We start from the raw sequence: 15974 nt of genomic DNA, 5'->3' as shown, positions 1-15974 counted from the left end.
CATTTCGGTTTCAAGTGCAATCGGAGCGGTCGTTGTGCGGCCGCTCCAACAGTTTCTCCCCCTAGACGAACCGAAAAACGCCGATGGCGTAGACGATCGAGAGGGCGAGTGCCCACCACAGGTTGGGTCCGACAAGACCCAGCCAAGCGAGATGGATATAGGCGCTGCCTAGCAGCGAAATGAACAGTCGGTCGCCACGCGTAGTGTCGAGGCCGAGAATGCCATGGCGCGGCGCTCCGCCAGGACTGGCCCACTCCCACACGGTCATCCCGACCAGAAGAAGCAGGATCACGCCGAAGAAGGTGGCGGTCTGCCAAGTCCAGGCCATCCATGACAGATCCATCGTCTTTACTCCTTCCCTGCGCCGCCGCTAGACGCGGCCGAGCGCAAACCCCTTGGCGATATAGTTCCGGACGAACCAGATGACGATCGCGCCCGGGACGATGGTGAGCACGCCGGCGGCCGCCAGCAATCCAAGTTCGTAGCCCGATGTGCTCGCCGTCCGGGTCATCACGGCGGCGATCGGCTTCGCGGCGACAGACGTCAGCGTCTTGGCGAGCAACAGCTCGACCCAAGAGAACATGAAGCAGAAGAACGCCGTGACACCGATGCCGGAAGCGATCAGCGGCATGAATATCTTCACGAAGAACCGCGGCCAGGAATAGCCGTCTATGAAGGCCGTCTCGTCGATCTCCTTCGGCACGCCGGACATGAAGCCTTCGAGAATCCACACTGCGAGCGGTATGTTGAACAGGCAGTGCGCCAGCGCAACGGCCCAGGGCGTGTCGAAGAGATTGATGGCCGAGTAGAGCTGGTAAAACGGCAGCGCGAAAACCGCCGGCGGCGCCATGCGGTTGGTCAGCAGCCAGAAGAACAGGTGCTTGTCCCCAAGGAAGCGGTAGCGCGAGAAGGCATAGGCGGCGGGCAGCGCCACGCTGACCGAAATCGCAGTGTTGATAAATACATAGCTGATAGAGCTGATGTAGCCATTGTACCAAACGGGGTTGGTGAGGATCTCGACATAGCTCGCCACCGTGAAACTGCGGGGCCACAATGAAAAGCCGCCGAGGATTTCGTTCGTCGTCTTGAACGACATGTTGAGCAGCCAGTAGATCGGCAGCATCAGGAAGATGATGTAGACCGTCGGCACGAGCCAAAGGAAGCGCGCCTCCCGGCCGCGTCCGCTCATTACGCTCTTCGAATGGAGACCCGCCGCATTCGACGCCGGTGGCGGCGTTGTCTGCTCTCGCATCAAAACGTCGCCCCTTTTATCCCCAAGGCCTTCCTTCACTGATCTCATCTCAGCCCTCCGCTTCGGATTGGGTCATCAGGGTGTAGAAGAGCCACGACACCAGCAGCGTCATCAGGAAGTAGATGATGCTCATGGCCGCCGCGATTCCGAGGTTGAATTCGCCGAGCGCTGCCTTGACAAGATCGATCGACAGGAAGGTCGTGGCATTGCCCGGTCCCCCGCCTGTTAGAACGAACGGTTCAGTGTAGACCATGAAGGAATCCATGAACCGCAGCAGCATGGCAATGGTCAGCACTCGCTTCATCTTGGGCAGCTGGATAAAGCGGAACACCGACCAACGTGATGCACCGTCAATCTTTGCAGCCTGATAGTAGGCGTCGGGTATCGAGACGAGGCCTGCATAGGCAAGCAGCACCACCAGCGAGGTCCAATGCCATACGTCCATCAGGACGACGGTGAACCACGCCGCCAGCGGCTGGCTGGTAAAATTGTAGCTGATGCCCATCGCGTTGATAACATAGCCGAGCAGCCCGATGTCCGGCAGCGCAAAGATGTTCCACATGGCGCCGACGACGTTCCATGGGATCAGCAACGGCAGCGACATCAACACCAGGCAGACCGCGACCCATGGGCCGGAACGCGGCATGGCAAGCGCCACCGCCACGCCTAGCGGCACCTCGATCAGCAGGATTAACCCAGTGAAGGCGAACTGGCGCAGGAGCGATGCGTGGAAGCGCGGCGAATTAAGCACTTCCTGGAACCACTTAACGCCTTCAAAGAAGAACAGGTTGTTTCCGAACGTCTCCTGAACTGAATAGTTGACCACCGTCATCAGCGGGATGATTGCGTTGAACGCCACCAGCACCAGCACCGGCAGCACCATGAACCACGCCTTGTTGTTCCAGGTCTTATCCATGGAGTTCAGCCTCCCGTCTCGACGCGCCAGGAATCGGCATAGATGTTGATGCCGGCCGGGTCGAAAGCGATCTTCGGATCGGCGGGAATGTCCTCGTCCTCGCCGATGATCGCCGCGATGTCGCGGCCTTCGAAACTGGCGCGCACCACCTTGTGGCGGCCGATATCCTCGACCTTGCGGATTGAAACCGGCATGCCGCTGGCGCCAAGCCTGACATATTCGGGGCGGATGCCGAGTTCGATCGCACCGGTGATCCCGGCCTTGGGCGCGCCCGGCAATTCGATCGTCTGGCTGCCGAGCCGCGCGCTCCTGCCTTCGACCGCGACCGGCATGACGTTCATGCCCGGCGAGCCGATGAAATAGCCGACGAATGTATGCTTGGGGCGCTCGAACAGTTCGGCTGGCGAGCCGATCTGAACGATCTCGCCCTCATACATGACGACGACGTTTTCGGCGAAGGTGAGCGCCTCGGTCTGGTCGTGCGTGACATAGACCATGGTGAAGCCGAAGCGCCTGTGCAACTGCTTCAACTGCGAACGCAGCACCCATTTCATATGCGGGTCGATGACGGTCAGCGGCTCGTCGAACAGGATCGCGTTGACATCGGAGCGCACCAGCCCGCGTCCGAGCGAGATCTTCTGCTTCTGGTCGGCGGTCAGCCCCCTCGCCTTTCGCTTGGCCATGTCGGCCAGACCGGTCATGTCAAGGGTTTCACGCACCTTGCGGTCGACGTCGGGTTCCGCAACGCCGCGGTTGCGCAGCGGGAAGGCCAGATTGTCGTAGACGGTCATGGTGTCGTAGATGACCGGAAACTGGAACACCTGAGCTATGTTGCGCTCCTGCGTCGACAGATTGGTGACGTCCTTGCCGTCGAACAGAAGCTCGCCGTGCGACGGATACAACAGGCCGGAAATGATGTTGAGCAGCGTGGTCTTGCCGCAGCCCGACGGCCCCAGCAGCGCATAGGCGCCGCCGTCCTCGAAGGCGTGATGCACCTCCTTCAGCGCATAGTCCTTGTCCGACTTCGGATGCGGCCCGTAGGCGTGGCGGATGTGATTGCAGTCGATGCGCGCCATGTGCCCTCCTCCTCAAGCCGCCAGCATCTGTGGCGGCGCGGCCGAGCGGCCGTTCGCGTCGAACACCATGATGTGCCGCGGATCGATGAACACCTCGATGGTCTGGTCCGGCTCGAACACCAGGATGCCGTGCTCAAGCATGACCCAGCGGACATCGGCGAAATCGAGATGCACGAAACTTTCAGAACCGGTGATCTCGGTGACCGAGACCTTGGCTCTCACCGCCACCGCCGACGGGCTCGGCCGGGCAAGGGAGAGATGGTGGGGCTGGAAGCCGATCGTGTAACTCGTATCGGCAATACCGACGAGTTCAGCCGGCACCGGGAGGCTCACCCCACCTTCAAGAAGGAAGCTCGAACCGCTCTTCTTCAGCACGATCGTGTTGAGCGGCGGATCGGCGAACGTCCTGGCCGTGACGAGGTCGTTCGGCCTGCGGAAGACGTCGATCGTCGGGCCGAACTGGGTGATGCGGCCTTCGGAAAGCGTCGCCGTGTTGCCGCCGAGCAGCAAGGCTTCGTGCGGCTCGGTCGTGGCGTAGACGAAGATGGTGCCGGTTGCCGCAAAAATCTTCGGCAATTCCGCGCGCAACTCCTCGCGCAGCTTGTAGTCGAGGTTGGCGAGCGGCTCGTCGAGCAGCACGAGGCTGGCGTTCTTGACGATGGCGCGCGCCAGCGCGGTGCGCTGCTGCTGGCCGCCGGAGAGGCTGAGCGGCGTGCGGTCGAGAAAGGGCGTCAGCTTGAGAAGGGCTGCGGCATTGCGCACCTCCTTGTCGATCTTTGCCCGCTCGGCACCGGCCACCCTCAGCGGCGAGGCGATATTCTCGTAAACGGTCATCGCCGGATAGTTGATGAACTGCTGGTAGACCATGGCGACGTTGCGCTTCTGCACCGGAATGCCAGTGACATCCTTGCCATCGAACCAGACCGAGCCGGATGTCGGCACGTCAAGGCCGGCCATCAGCCGCATCAGGCTGGTCTTGCCGGAAAGCGTCGGCCCGAGCAGGACGTTGAGCGAGCCATGCTGAAGCGTCAGCGACACGTCGCGTATGTGCTCCGCCGCGCCGACCGTCTTCGACACGTTTCTCAGTTCCAGCATGATGCCTCCTCCCAGGCTTTCTGCATGACTATTCGGCAGCCGCGACATGGCGCCGGCTTATCCCGCGCATGAATTCGTCGAGCGCTGCCGCCTGCTCGCGGCTCAGTTGCAGGCCGCGCTTGGTCCTGCGCCACAATACATCTTCGGCCGTCATCGCCCATTCATTTTGAACGAGGTAGCGTACCTCGGCCTCGTAGAGATCGGCGCCAAAGTTGCGGCCAAGGTCGGCATTCGACCTGGCGAGGCCCAGCAGCATCCTTGCGCGAGTCCCGTAAAGCCGGGTCAGGCGGCGCGCCAGACGCGCATCGAGGAACGGATAGGCCGTTTTCAGTTTCGCCACTTCGGCGTCGAAGCCGCGCGCCGGGAAATCGCCGCCCGGCAGCGGCGCGTTTGCCGTCCACGGCTTGCCGCGCTTGCCGAGAAAACCCTCGATTTTCTCGAGCATCGATTCCGACAGCCGGCGATAGGTGGTGATCTTGCCGCCGAAGGTGTTGACGATCGGCGCCGTGCCTTCGCCGCCGTCGGTCTTCAGCACATAATCGCGGGTCGCTTCCTGCGCCTTCGAGGCGCCGTCGTCATAAAGCGGGCGCACGGCGGAATAGGTCCAGACGATGTCCGAACGCTTGACCGGTTGCGCGAAATATTCGCTCGCCGCAGCACAGAGGTAATCGATCTCGGCATCGCTGATCTTCACGTCGCGCGGGTCGCCGGAAAAATCCTGGTCGGTGGTGCCGATCAGCGTGAACTCTTCCTCGTAGGGGATGGCAAAGATGATGCGGCCATCCTTGTTCTGAAAGAAATAGGCGCGCGGATCGTCGAATTTCTTGCTGATGACGATATGGCTGCCCTGTACCAGCCGGACATTGTGCACGTCGTTCAACCCGACCGTAGCCGACAGCACGTGGTCGACCCATGGGCCGGCGGCGTTGACCAAAAGCCGCGCCTTGACCTCCTCGGTGTCGCCGGTCTGCGTGTTTTGCAGCCTGACCGTCCAGAACTCGCCTTCACGGCGTGCGTCGACGACTTTCGTGCGGGTTCGTATCGTTGCGCCGCGATCGGCGGCGTCGCGGGCGTTCAACGCCACCAGCCGCGCATCGTTGACCCAGCCGTCGGAATATTCGAAGGCCCTGCGAAACAACGGCTTCAGCGGCTTGCCGGCTGGGTCGTTTGCCATGTCCAGAGTCCTGGTCGCCGGCAGCAATTTGCGCCCGCCAATGTGGTCGTAGAGGAAAAGGCCGAGCCTGATCAGCCAGGCCGGGCGCAGGCCCTTGGCATAGGGCAGCACGAAGCGCATCGGCCAGATGATGTGCGGCGCGTTCTTCCAGAGGATCTCGCGCTCCCTCAGCGCCTCGCGCACCAGGCGGAACTCATAGAACTCCAGATAGCGCAAGCCGCCATGGATCAGTTTGGTCGAGCCCGAGGACGTGCCGCTGGCCAGATCGTTCATCTCGGCAAGAAACACCGAGAAGCCGCGCCCAACCGCATCGCGGGCGATGCCGCAGCCGTTGATACCGCCACCGATGACGAAGATGTCATGGATCGGGGATGCGCTCACAAATAGTCCTCCCGGATTTCGCATTGCAGCATTCTTAGGTTTTTACGAAACCGTGTCGGGATTATTTCGAAATAGGAACGAATGTCAAACGAAATATAAAGAGCAGGAGTTGCCGCAACGGCACCATCAACGGCACCATCTAGGAGAGCGAGGTTTCGATCAGTTGAACCTCTGCTTCCTGGCAGATCTTGCGCACCGACGGGATATCGCAGCGATCGGTGATGAAAGTGTTGACCTGCGACAGGTGGCCGATGCGAACCGGCGCCGTCCGCTCGAACTTGGTCTGGTCGGAAACGAGGATGACATGCCGGGCATTGGCGATGATCGCCTGCGCCACCTTCACCTCGCGAAAATCGAAATCGAGCAACGCACCGTCATGGTCGATCGCCGAGGCGCCGATCACCGCGTAGTCGACTTTGAACTGCCTGATGAAATCGACCGCCGCTTCGCCGACCACACCGCCGTCGGAACCGCGCACGACGCCGCCGGCAATAACAACTTCGATGGAAGGATATATACGCATCCTGTTGGCAACATTGATATTATTGGTGATGACCATCAGGCCGGCATGATCGAGAAGCGCCTTGCTGACCGACTCCGTCGTGGTGCCGATATTGATGAACAGCGAGGCGTTGTCCGGTATCAGCCTGGCTGCGGCGCGACCGATCGCCTCCTTCTCGTCGGCGGCGATCTTGCGCCTCGCCTCATATTCCATGTTCTCGATGCCGGACGGGAACAGCGCCCCGCCATGGATACGGGAAAGCAGGCGCTGGTCGCACAGATCGTTGAGGTCCTTGCGGATGGTCTGCGGCGTCACGTTGAAATGCGTTGCCAGATCCTCGACCAGCACGCGGCCATTGTCCTTGGCCATCTGGATGATCTCGGAATGACGTGGCGACAGATACATCGGTGACCTCCCGTTTTCGTTTTCCTTGTCTATAGCGAAAAACGAAAGCGGTGAAAAGGCATGGGGGCGGCTAACGAAAAATGCATGCGTCCAAAGACAAACCTCGACGCAACTTCGCCGACCAATTCAGGCCAGCCGGCGGGAGATTTCGGTGATGACCCCGAATGCGGTGTCGACATCCGCCGCCGTCGTCTCGAACTGACCGACCTGAAAGCGGATCGCGACCCGCCCGTCCACCCGTGTCTGCGTCAGGTAGATGCGGCCATCGTCGTTGATCGCGTTGACCAGCCGCAGGTTGTGTTCGTCCGAATCGATGCCGGCCGCCAAATGCCGGAACGAGAACAGCGACAGCATCGGCTCCGAGGCGATCTCGAAATCCGGTTCCCTGGCCAGCCGCTCGGCCAGCCCTTCGCTCCAGGCGACATGGTTGCGGATCATGGTCCGCAGATTTTCCAGCCCGTGGGCGCGCAGCAGGAACCAGAGTTTCAGTGCGCGAAAGCGCCGCCCGAGCGGCACCGACCATTCGGAATAGTTGATGATGCCGTCGCGCCCATGCGTCTCCAGGTAATCCGGCTTGATGGCCAGCGTCCGCACCAGGTCTTCCGGCCGGCGGATGAACTGCATCGAGCAGTCGAACTGCGCGCCCAGCCATTTGTGCGGGTTGAAGACGATGGAGTCCGCCTGCTCCACGCCCGCCCAGAAATGCCGGTATTCCGGACAGATCATCGCCGATCCGGCCCAGGCGGCATCGACATGCAGATAGAGGCCGTGCCGTTTCGCCACCGCGGCGACGCCGGCGATATCATCGGTGCCGCCGGTGCTGGTGCCGCCGACGCAGGCGATGATGCCGGCCGGCAGCATGCCCGCCCGCCGGTCGGCGACGACAGCCGCTTCGAGAGCTGCGACATCCGTGGCGCGGAAGCGGCCGGCAACCGGAATGCGCACGAGATTGTCCTCGCCGACGCCCGACACCCAGATCGCCCGGTCGATGGAGGTGTGGACCTGATCGGAGGAATAGACGCGCAATATCGGCTGGCCCTGCAGGCCCTTCTTGTTGCCCTGCCAGTCGAGCGCGCGCTCGCGCATGGTCAGCACGGCGGCGAGCGTCGCCGACGATGCCGAATCCTGCATGACGCCGGAAAACCCTTCCGGCAGGCCAAGCGCCTGACGCATCCAGTCGACGACGCGCGTCTCGAGTTCGGTCGCTGCCGGCGAAGTTTGCCAGAGCATGCATTGCGCGGCCATAACCGAGACCAGATATTCGGCCACCACCGAGACCGGTGCGGCATTGGCCGGGAAATAGGCGAAGAAGCGCGGATGCTGCCAATGCGTCATGCCGGGCAGGATTTTGCGCTCGAAGTCGGCGAAGATTGCCTGTATCGTTTCGCCATGTTCCGGCGGCGAGACGTCGATGCTTCTGGAGATTTCGCCCGGTTCGACGAGCGGCCGCACCGGTCTTTCGCGAAGTGTGCTCCTGTAGTCGGCACCCCATTCGGCCGCGCGCAGCGACCATTCCCGGAATTCGTTGCTATTCATCCTGCTCTCCGTCGCATCGGGCCCAGCGATCAAAGAGCACGAAAAACGGAGGCTTTCACTCGGGAAAGTCAGGCAGGCTCGCAAAAGCAGCCTTCAGTGCATTCGACCAGCCGTCCGAGATCGTCCGATAATATTGGTCGTCCTGGGCGATCCGCTTCTTCAGGCTGACCTTGAAGGCGTCCTTTTCGTAGAACAGCAGGTCGAGCGGCAGACCGACCGACAGGTTCGATTTCAGCGTCGAGTCGAACGACACCAGCAGCAGTTTCACCGTCTCGGCGAAACTCATCGCCTTCTCATAGGCGCGGATGATGATCGGCTTGCCGTATTTGGTCTCGCCGATCTGGAAGAACGGCGTGTCTTCGGTCGATTCGATGAAATTGCCTTCCGGATAGATCATGAACAGCCGCGGCGCGCTGCCCCTGATCTGGCCGCCGAGGATGAAGGAAGCATTGAAGTAGGAATCGGCCTTTTCGCCCGCCGGCGACGAACTGGCGATGACTTCCTTGACGGTGTCGCCGACCAGCCGCACCGTCTGGTACATGGACGGCGTTTCAAGCAGCGTGGCGTGGCGATCGGCCACCGCCTTGGTGCGCTCGTCGAGCAGGCTGACGACAGCTTGCGTCGTCGCCAGATTGCCGGCCGACATCAGCACGATGACGCGCTCGCCCGGCTGCTCCCAGACATGCATCTTCTTGAAGGTAGAGATCGAATCCATGCCGGCATTGGTGCGCGTGTCCGACATGAACACGAGCCCGCGATCGATCTTCAAGCCGACGCAATAGGTCATCGAATCCCTTTGGCAGCAAATCTTGCCGGGGATTACTGCTCCACGGTGACGGTCACCGCAAGCTGTTCTTCCGCTTGTCCCAGTCGAATTCCTGAAACGGGCGTGGCATCGCGGTAATCACGGCCGGTTGCCACCTTCACATAGCGTTCGTCAGGCGAAATGCCGTTGGCGACGTCGAACGCGACCCAGCCAAGGCCCGCAACATGCGCTTCGGCCCAGGCATGGCTCGCCGCCTGCTCGACCGCCGCATCCATCATCAAATAGCCGCTGACGTAGCGGGCCGGAAACCCCATGGCCCGCGCGGCGGCGGCAAAGATGTGGCTGTGGTCCTGGCAGACGCCGGTCTTGAGCGCCAGCGCGTCCTCGGCCGGGGTCGCCGCGTTGGTGGTGCCCGGCGTATAGGCGACGCGCTCGCCGATCACCGCCATCAGCCGGTGCAACCTTTCGATATCGGCCCCCTCGCCGACCGAGGCCGCGAGTTCGCGAATACCGCCGCCTATCGTGGTCAACGGCGTTTCCTGGCCAAACAACCACAGCGGCGCGAAGCCCTGATGTGGCCCGCTGACGCCTGATGTGTCGCGTGTCACCACCTCGCCCGATGCCTCGACGGTGATGAAATCGCGCTCACCTTCGACGCTCAAAAGCCGCGTGTCGTTGCCGAAATGGTCGGTGAAGCGCACCTCTTCGCGTGCCCCTTCGATCTTCAGCGCCCAGGACAAGACGGTCTGTGTCGGTCCGCTCACTGGAAGCAGCCGCAGCCGCTGTAACAGATAGTGCACCGGCGCATCGTAGCGGTACTCGGTCCGGTGAGTGATCTTCAGCCGCATTGCTCTCGTCCCCTGAGCATGATCTTTCCCGGAAACCGGCTTCCACTTTCCGGGATCATGCTCAATTAAACCTGTAGTCCTGCGCGATCTCGTCGCCGAGCCTGATGTTGTCGCGGATGAAATTGGCCAGGAATTCATGCAGGCCGGCGTCGAATATGTCCTTGATCGAGCCGGCGGCCAGCATGGCCTGGGTCTTGCCGGCTGTCACATGACAGGCATGGCGCTCACCATAATCGTCGCCCAGGAATCTGAGATGCTCCGTCAGGAAACGGTAGCAGAAGGTCAGCGAGCGCGGCATGCGAACGTTGAGGATCAGATAGTCGGCGATGTTGCTCGGCTTGTAGTCGGCCTCGTAGACCCAGCGATAGGAGCGATGCGCCGACACCGAACGCAGGATCGATTCCCACTGGTAGTTGTCGAGAGTGGAGCCGACCCACGAGATCGACGGCAACAGCACGTAGTATTTCACGTCCAGGATGCGCGCCGTGTTGTCGGCACGTTCGACATAGGTGCCGAGCTGCGAGAAATCGAAGATCTCGTTGCGCAGCATGGTACCGTAGAACGAGCCGCGGATCAGTGCCGTTTCGCGCTTGATCGCGTCGAGCACGCTGGGCAGGTCGCGTTCGTCGATCGGCTTGGCCAGCATGCGCTTCAGCGACATCCAGGCTTCGTTGATGCTTTCCCAGGTTTCGCGCGTCAATGCGGTGCGCACCATGCGGGCATTGTTACGGGCCGTTTCGATCGACGTCATCGTGCTCGACGGGTTGGATGTGTCGCGCAGCAGGAAATCGGCAACGTTGGCGGCGGTATAGTCGGAATATTTCTGCGTGAAGGCAGCGTCCGAACCGGCACTGAGCAGCACCGAATTCCACTCTTCGGAGGCGTTCTGGGTGCGGGTCAGCGCCATGCGCAGCCCGGCATCGACCAGCCGCGCCATGTTTTCCGCCCGCTCGATGTAGCGGTTCATCCAGTAGAGCCCGTTGGCGGTGCGGCCGAGAAGCATCTCAATCTGCCTCGATCTCGAGCGAATAGCGAATAGCGAATAGCGAATAGGGGAAAAAAGACTTCATGACTTCTGTTGCAGACTCCTGATCATCGAACGCAACATTTTTCCGATCTCCTCGGTTTGGTTAAGCAACCGACCACCCTCTTTCTCAACCACCAAGCCCACTCTCCCGGACAAGATCAGGTGCGTTTCCAATTCTTTAAGAGAACCTTGAGCAATGCGCAGAAATTGAATGAAGGCTCCCGTATTTTCTCGTCCGTGACCCTCCGCGATGTTTGCTGCGTGACGCCGCCGAGCGCCTTATCTGAGAGGTCATTCCGTATGCTTCCTTGCTCGGGAACCCTGTCGTCACAGAATAGCAATCTACCGCCAATTCGATGGCTGCCTTCCAAACAATCAGGTCCCTGTAAGAATTGATCGCCGTCGCACACCCCCTATTCGCTACTCGCTATTCCCTACTCGCTACTTCCCACTCTAATCATCCAGCACCCATGTATCCTTCGTCCCGCCGCCCTGGGACGAATTGACCACCAGCGAGCCTTCCTTCAGCGCCACACGCGTCAGCCCGCCCGGCACGATCTGGATGCGGTCGGATACCAGCACGTAGGGCCTGAGATCGACATGGCGCGGCGCCAGTCCCTTGTCGGTCAGGATCGGACAGGTCGACAGCGCCAGCGTCGGCTGGGCGATGTAGTTCGACGGTCTTGCCGCAAGTTTCCTGGAAAAATCCTCGCATTCCTTCTTGGTCGCCGCCGGTCCGACCAGCATGCCGTAGCCGCCGGAGCCATGCACCTCCTTGACCACCAGCTCGTCGATATGTTCGAGCACGTATTTCAGGCTGTCCGGCTCCGAGCAGCGCCAGGTCGGGATGTTGCCGAGGATTGCTTTACGGCCGGTGTAGAATTCAACGATCTCGGGCATGTAGGAATAGATCGCCTTGTCGTCGGCGATGCCGGTTCCCGGCGCGTTGGCGATGGTGATGTTGCCGGCGCGGTAGACATCCATGATGCCCGGCACGCCAAGTGCTGAGTCCGGACGGAAGGTCAGCGGATCGAGGAAAGAATCGTCCACCCTTCGATAAAGCACGTCGATCTGCTTGTAGCCTTCGGTCGTACGCATCGCGACGTGGCCATCGACGACGCGCAGATCCTGCCCCTCGACAAGCTGCACGCCCATCTGGTCGGCAAGGAAGGCATGTTCGAAATAGGCGGAGTTGAAGCTGCCCGGCGTCAGCACGGCAATGGTCGGCGCACCCTTGGTGCTCAGCGGTCGCACCGCTGCCAGCGACTGGCGCAAGAGCTGCGGATAGTTTTCCACCGGCCGCACCTTGATCTGCTGGAACAGCTCTGGGAAGAGCTGCATCATCGTCTCGCGGTTCTCCAGCATGTAGGAGACGCCGGACGGCGTGCGCGCATTGTCCTCCAGCACATAGAACTCGTTCTCGCTGATGCGAACGATATCGACGCCGATGATATGGGTGTAGACGCCGGCCGGCGGCCGTACCCCGATCATCTCCGGCAGGAACGCCTCGTTCTTGGCGATCAATTCCTTGGGGACGCGCCCGGCGCGCAAGATCTCCTGGCGGTGGTAGATATCGTCGAGAAACGCGTTCAGCGCCTGGACGCGCTGCTCGATGCCCTGCGTCAGCCGTCGCCATTCATTGCCGGAAATGATGCGCGGGACGATATCGAAGGGAATAAGGCGTTCGGAGGCTTCCTGCTCGCCATAGACGGCAAAGGTGATGCCGGTCTTGCGAAAGACGCGTTCGGCGTCCTGCATCTTCTCGCTAAGCCTGGCCGGATCCTGGTCCTTCAGCCAGCGGTCGTAAGCCGAATACGGTTTCCTCAATCCGGAGATATCCGGAAGCATTTCGTCGAACGCTGCCAATCGCATACTCCCCTGTGAGGCCATTTCACTGGCGTCACGCGAGAAAATCAAGCGCAATCGGTGATTTGGAGGATGCTGGCGATCAGTATGTCGCGACCTGCCTAAAATTAGGGCATCGCCGATATGGCTGGGTCAGGCTTTGCCTCGTGCCCGGGCAGGCGGCCGGCGCCGCTCAGAGACTGTTTCGAAATTCGCTCTGGCGAGTCATATGGTGGTGGTTTCGAGAACCGGCGCGCAGCGGACATTAGAGCGCTGCGCGTCCAATTGGACGCGCAGCGCTCTAACACTTTGCATTTGCGCATGATCCCTTTCCGGAAACCGAAATCGGTTTCCAGGGTCATGCGCTGGTCCGTGAGCACCGGAAGCGCAGAAAACGCCATCAGATGGCGGCCAGAGTAGAGTTTCCAAACGGTCTCTCAGAACGCACGGAAGGTGACGACCGTGAACGTGTCCTTGATACCTGGAAGAATCTGCACCTTCTCGTTGACGAAATGGCCGATGTCTTCCTCGTCGTCGACATAGAATTTGGCGAGCAGATCGTAGTCGCCTGCTGTCGAGTAGATTTCCGAGGCGATCTCGGCATCGGCCAACGCGCCGGCAACGTCATAGGACTTACCCAGATCGCACTTTATCTGCACGAAAAATGCCTTCATTGCCCGGTCCTGCTCAAGCTTGCACGCATAATCGGCCCTTGTGGCAGACTGCCGCCCGGCTTTCAAGCATCAGGACGGCGCTCAGGCAGAACCCGATTTAAGTGCAGCCAATCGCCGAAATGTTCGCGCCCGCTGATCGTCGGGCCGGACGGCAAGGATTACCCGACGGCAGTTCCCGCATCACTGGCTGCAACCTGCGCGTGGCACTTCGCTGAGCACCTGAGCGCTCGATCACATCGCCGGGATATCGCCCCTAGCCCAGCCCTCGCAAATTTCCGCCGCCCGCGCCTCGAAGGCGCCGGCGTCGATGGCGGCACGAATGTCCTGCATCAGCCTCTGGTAGTAGGAAAGATTGTTCCAGGTCAGAAGCATCGCCCCCAGCGCCTCTTGCGAGCGGACCAGATGATGCAGATAGGCGCGTGAATAATCTCTGGCGGCCGGGCAGTCGCTTTGCTCGTCCAGCGGACGCGGATCGTCGGCATGGCGGGCGTTGCGCAGATTGACCTTGCCGCGCCGAGTGTAGGCGAGGCCATGGCGGCCGGCGCGCGTCGGCATCACGCAATCGAACATGTCGATGCCGCGCGCCACCGATTTCAATATGTCGGCGGGCGTGCCGACACCCATCAGATAACGCGGCCTGTCGGCGGGCAGTTCCGGGCAGGTGATGTCGAGCATTTCGAGCATCACCGCTTGCGGCTCGCCGACCGCCAGCCCGCCGATCGCATAGCCCTTGAGGTCCATCGCTTTCAGCGCCTGCGCCGAGCGCAGCCGCAGGGCCGGTATGTCGCCGCCCTGGACGATGCCAAACATTGCCTTCCCGGACTGGTCGCCGAACGCCGTCCTGCAACGCTCGGCCCAGCGCAGCGACAGCTCCATGGCCCGCTCGATCTCCTTCTCCATGGCCGGCAGCGCGGTGCATTCGTCGAGCTGCATCTGGATGTCGGAATCGAGCAGCCCTTGGATCTCGATCGAGCGCTCGGGCGACATCTCATGGGCGGCGCCGTCGATATGCGAGCGGAAGGTAACGCCCTTTTCGTTCAGTTTCCTCAGCTTCGACAGCGACATCACCTGGAAGCCGCCGCTGTCGGTCAGGATTGGGTGCGGCCAGCGGGCGAATTCATGCAGGCCGCCAAGCCGCGCCACACGTTCGGCGCCGGGCCGCAGCATCAGATGATAGGTGTTGCCCAGGATGATATCCGAGCCGACGCCGCGCACCTGATCCATATACATGGTCTTGACCGTGCCGCCGGTGCCGACCGGCATAAAGGCCGGCGTGCGGATTTCTCCGCGCGGCATGGTGATGGAGCCGCGCCGCGCTTTGCCGTCGGTCGCCAGCACCTCGAAGGTGAACGCCTTAGTCATTGAATTCTTGTCGTATACCGGGCGCGCGTCCATCGTTCTCCTCTTTGAACAGAAGGCTTGCATCTCCGTAGGAGTAGAACCTGTAGCGGGTCTCGATGGCATGCGCATAGGCCGCACGCATTGTTTTCAGACCGCAAAACGCCGAAACCAGCATGAACAGCGTTGAGCGCGGTAGATGGAAATTGGTCATCAGCATGTCGGCGGCCTTGAAACGATAGCCGGGCGTGATGAAGATGTCGGTCGGACCCGACCATCCGGCCAATGTGCCGTCCTCCCGCGTGGCGCTCTCCAGCAGGCGCAGCGACGTCGTACCGACGGCGATGATGCGCCCACCGCGCGCCTTCGCCGCGTTGAGCGCCGCGGCGGTTTCCGGGCTGACAGAACCGATCTCGGCATGCATCTTGTGGTCGGCGGTGTCGTCGACTTTCACCGGCAGGAACGTGCCGGCGCCGACATGCATGGTGACGAAGCGCCGCTCGACGCCCTTGGCATCGAGAGCGGCGAAAAGCTCGGGCGTGAAATGCAGGCCGGCAGTGGGTGCCGCCACAGCCCCCTCCTCCCTGGCATAGATGGTCTGGTAGTCCTTGCGGTCGCGTTCGTCGTCGTCGCGCTTCGAAGCGATGTAAGGCGGCAGCGGAATGTGGCCGACGGCGTGCAGCGCCTCATCGAGAAACGGACCTGAGAGGTCAAAACCGAGCAAAGCCTCGCCGGCCTCGCCCTTCGCGATCACCGTGGCATCAAGCTGGCCGAGAAAGCAGGAATTGGCGTCATGGCCAAAATGGATGCGGTCGCCGACGGCGATGCGCTTGCCCGGCCGCATGAAAGCCAGCCAGCGGTCGGGAGCCACCCGCATGTGCAGCGTGGCTTCGACCTGCGCCGCTGCTTCGCCGCGCCGCCTTATGCCTTTCAGCTGCGCCGGGATGACCTTGGTATCGTTGAAGACCAGCACGTCACCGGTCTCGAGCAGGGACGGCAGCTCGCGCACCGTCCGGTCCTCAAGTCCCTCACCCGGTCTGACAACCAGCATTTTGGCGCTGTCGCGCGGTTCCGCCGGTCGAAGCGCGATGCGCTCCTCCGGCAGATCAAAGTCGAATAGATCGACGCGCAAGAAAACC

General features: G+C 61.4%; 15 protein-coding genes and 1 pseudogene. All 16 read right to left on the bottom strand.

Going from position 1 to position 15974, the window contains the following annotated elements; genetic code table 11:
- Positions 1-61 precede the first annotated feature (61 nt).
- The 16 genes and pseudogenes from AC0L2C_RS08430 to queA all read right to left on the bottom strand — a co-directional run bounded on the left by AC0L2C_RS08430 (position 62) and on the right by queA (position 15967).
- On the bottom strand, positions 62-343 hold the full coding sequence (locus tag AC0L2C_RS08430) for a DUF2160 domain-containing protein (protein WP_027151937.1): 282 nt from the start codon (positions 341-343) through the stop codon (positions 62-64).
- Positions 344-370: 27 nt separating this feature from the next.
- The gene (locus AC0L2C_RS08425) at positions 371-1189 is read right to left on the bottom strand and encodes a carbohydrate ABC transporter permease (protein ID WP_065007668.1); all 819 of its coding nucleotides are present in this window, start codon (positions 1187-1189) and stop codon (positions 371-373) included.
- 112 nt (positions 1190-1301) lie between these two features.
- Positions 1302-2168, bottom strand: coding sequence for a carbohydrate ABC transporter permease (locus AC0L2C_RS08420; RefSeq protein WP_027151935.1), 867 nt, complete (start codon positions 2166-2168; stop codon positions 1302-1304).
- A 5-nt stretch (positions 2169-2173) separates the two neighbouring features.
- On the bottom strand, positions 2174-3244 hold the full coding sequence (locus tag AC0L2C_RS08415; RefSeq protein ID WP_473523157.1) for an ABC transporter ATP-binding protein: 1071 nt from the start codon (positions 3242-3244) through the stop codon (positions 2174-2176).
- Between the two features lie 12 nt (positions 3245-3256).
- Positions 3257-4339, bottom strand: coding sequence for an ABC transporter ATP-binding protein (locus AC0L2C_RS08410; protein ID WP_023801183.1), 1083 nt, complete (start codon positions 4337-4339; stop codon positions 3257-3259).
- Between the two features lie 28 nt (positions 4340-4367).
- A complete protein-coding gene (glpD, locus tag AC0L2C_RS08405; protein ID WP_473523156.1) occupies positions 4368-5894 on the bottom strand; it encodes a glycerol-3-phosphate dehydrogenase in 1527 nt (508 codons plus the stop codon).
- Positions 5895-6033: 139 nt separating this feature from the next.
- Positions 6034-6801: a DeoR/GlpR family DNA-binding transcription regulator gene (locus tag AC0L2C_RS08400; RefSeq protein WP_128172387.1), complete on the bottom strand. Its 768-nt coding sequence runs from the start codon at positions 6799-6801 to the stop codon at positions 6034-6036.
- Between the two features lie 126 nt (positions 6802-6927).
- Positions 6928-8337, bottom strand: coding sequence for a pyridoxal phosphate-dependent decarboxylase family protein (locus AC0L2C_RS08395; RefSeq protein WP_473523155.1), 1410 nt, complete (start codon positions 8335-8337; stop codon positions 6928-6930).
- Between the two features lie 55 nt (positions 8338-8392).
- The gene (locus AC0L2C_RS08390) at positions 8393-9124 is read right to left on the bottom strand and encodes a proteasome-type protease (RefSeq protein ID WP_287062680.1); all 732 of its coding nucleotides are present in this window, start codon (positions 9122-9124) and stop codon (positions 8393-8395) included.
- A gap of 32 nt (positions 9125-9156) precedes the next feature.
- Positions 9157-9951, bottom strand: coding sequence for a transglutaminase family protein (locus tag AC0L2C_RS08385; RefSeq protein ID WP_287062681.1), 795 nt, complete (start codon positions 9949-9951; stop codon positions 9157-9159).
- A gap of 61 nt (positions 9952-10012) precedes the next feature.
- On the bottom strand, positions 10013-10954 hold the full coding sequence (locus tag AC0L2C_RS08380) for an alpha-E domain-containing protein (RefSeq protein ID WP_128168122.1): 942 nt from the start codon (positions 10952-10954) through the stop codon (positions 10013-10015).
- A 63-nt stretch (positions 10955-11017) separates the two neighbouring features.
- Positions 11018-11336 (bottom strand): annotated as a pseudogene (locus AC0L2C_RS08375) (four helix bundle protein).
- Positions 11337-11431: 95 nt separating this feature from the next.
- Complete coding sequence (locus AC0L2C_RS08370) at positions 11432-12844, bottom strand: circularly permuted type 2 ATP-grasp protein (RefSeq protein WP_287062683.1); 1413 nt, start codon at positions 12842-12844, stop codon at positions 11432-11434.
- A 416-nt stretch (positions 12845-13260) separates the two neighbouring features.
- Positions 13261-13497 (bottom strand): Lrp/AsnC ligand binding domain-containing protein, encoded by a 237-nt coding sequence (locus tag AC0L2C_RS08365; protein WP_095492825.1) that lies wholly within the window; start codon positions 13495-13497, stop codon positions 13261-13263.
- 231 nt (positions 13498-13728) lie between these two features.
- Positions 13729-14859: a tRNA guanosine(34) transglycosylase Tgt gene (gene tgt / locus AC0L2C_RS08360; protein WP_473523214.1), complete on the bottom strand. Its 1131-nt coding sequence runs from the start codon at positions 14857-14859 to the stop codon at positions 13729-13731.
- A complete protein-coding gene (gene queA / locus AC0L2C_RS08355) occupies positions 14852-15967 on the bottom strand; it encodes a tRNA preQ1(34) S-adenosylmethionine ribosyltransferase-isomerase QueA (RefSeq protein ID WP_128244870.1) in 1116 nt (371 codons plus the stop codon). Before queA ends, tgt begins: the two co-directional genes overlap by 8 nt.
- Positions 15968-15974: the final 7 nt, after the last annotated feature.

This window comes from Mesorhizobium sp. WSM4845 (assembly GCF_055811455.1).
The sequence above is the reverse complement of the archived record's forward strand: the minus strand, read 5'-3'. Positions and strand labels throughout refer to the sequence as shown.

Coding starts and splice junctions, on each gene's coding strand:
- AC0L2C_RS08380 (WP_128168122.1), bottom strand. CDS start 10,954: ATGCTTCTCGGCCGCACCGCCAACGGGCTCTACTGGATGAACCGCTAC.
- tgt (WP_473523214.1), bottom strand. CDS start 14,859: ATGACTAAGGCGTTCACCTTCGAGGTGCTGGCGACCGACGGCAAAGCG.
- AC0L2C_RS08385 (WP_287062681.1), bottom strand. CDS start 9,951: ATGCGGCTGAAGATCACTCACCGGACCGAGTACCGCTACGATGCGCCG.
- AC0L2C_RS08425 (WP_065007668.1), bottom strand. CDS start 1,189: ATGAGCGGACGCGGCCGGGAGGCGCGCTTCCTTTGGCTCGTGCCGACG.
- AC0L2C_RS08400 (WP_128172387.1), bottom strand. CDS start 6,801: ATGTATCTGTCGCCACGTCATTCCGAGATCATCCAGATGGCCAAGGAC.
- AC0L2C_RS08430 (WP_027151937.1), bottom strand. CDS start 343: ATGGATCTGTCATGGATGGCCTGGACTTGGCAGACCGCCACCTTCTTC.
- AC0L2C_RS08410 (WP_023801183.1), bottom strand. CDS start 4,339: ATGCTGGAACTGAGAAACGTGTCGAAGACGGTCGGCGCGGCGGAGCAC.
- AC0L2C_RS08415 (WP_473523157.1), bottom strand. CDS start 3,244: ATGGCGCGCATCGACTGCAATCACATCCGCCACGCCTACGGGCCGCAT.
- AC0L2C_RS08390 (WP_287062680.1), bottom strand. CDS start 9,124: ATGACCTATTGCGTCGGCTTGAAGATCGATCGCGGGCTCGTGTTCATG.
- AC0L2C_RS08395 (WP_473523155.1), bottom strand. CDS start 8,337: ATGAATAGCAACGAATTCCGGGAATGGTCGCTGCGCGCGGCCGAATGG.
- AC0L2C_RS08365 (WP_095492825.1), bottom strand. CDS start 13,497: ATGAAGGCATTTTTCGTGCAGATAAAGTGCGATCTGGGTAAGTCCTAT.
- AC0L2C_RS08420 (WP_027151935.1), bottom strand. CDS start 2,168: ATGGATAAGACCTGGAACAACAAGGCGTGGTTCATGGTGCTGCCGGTG.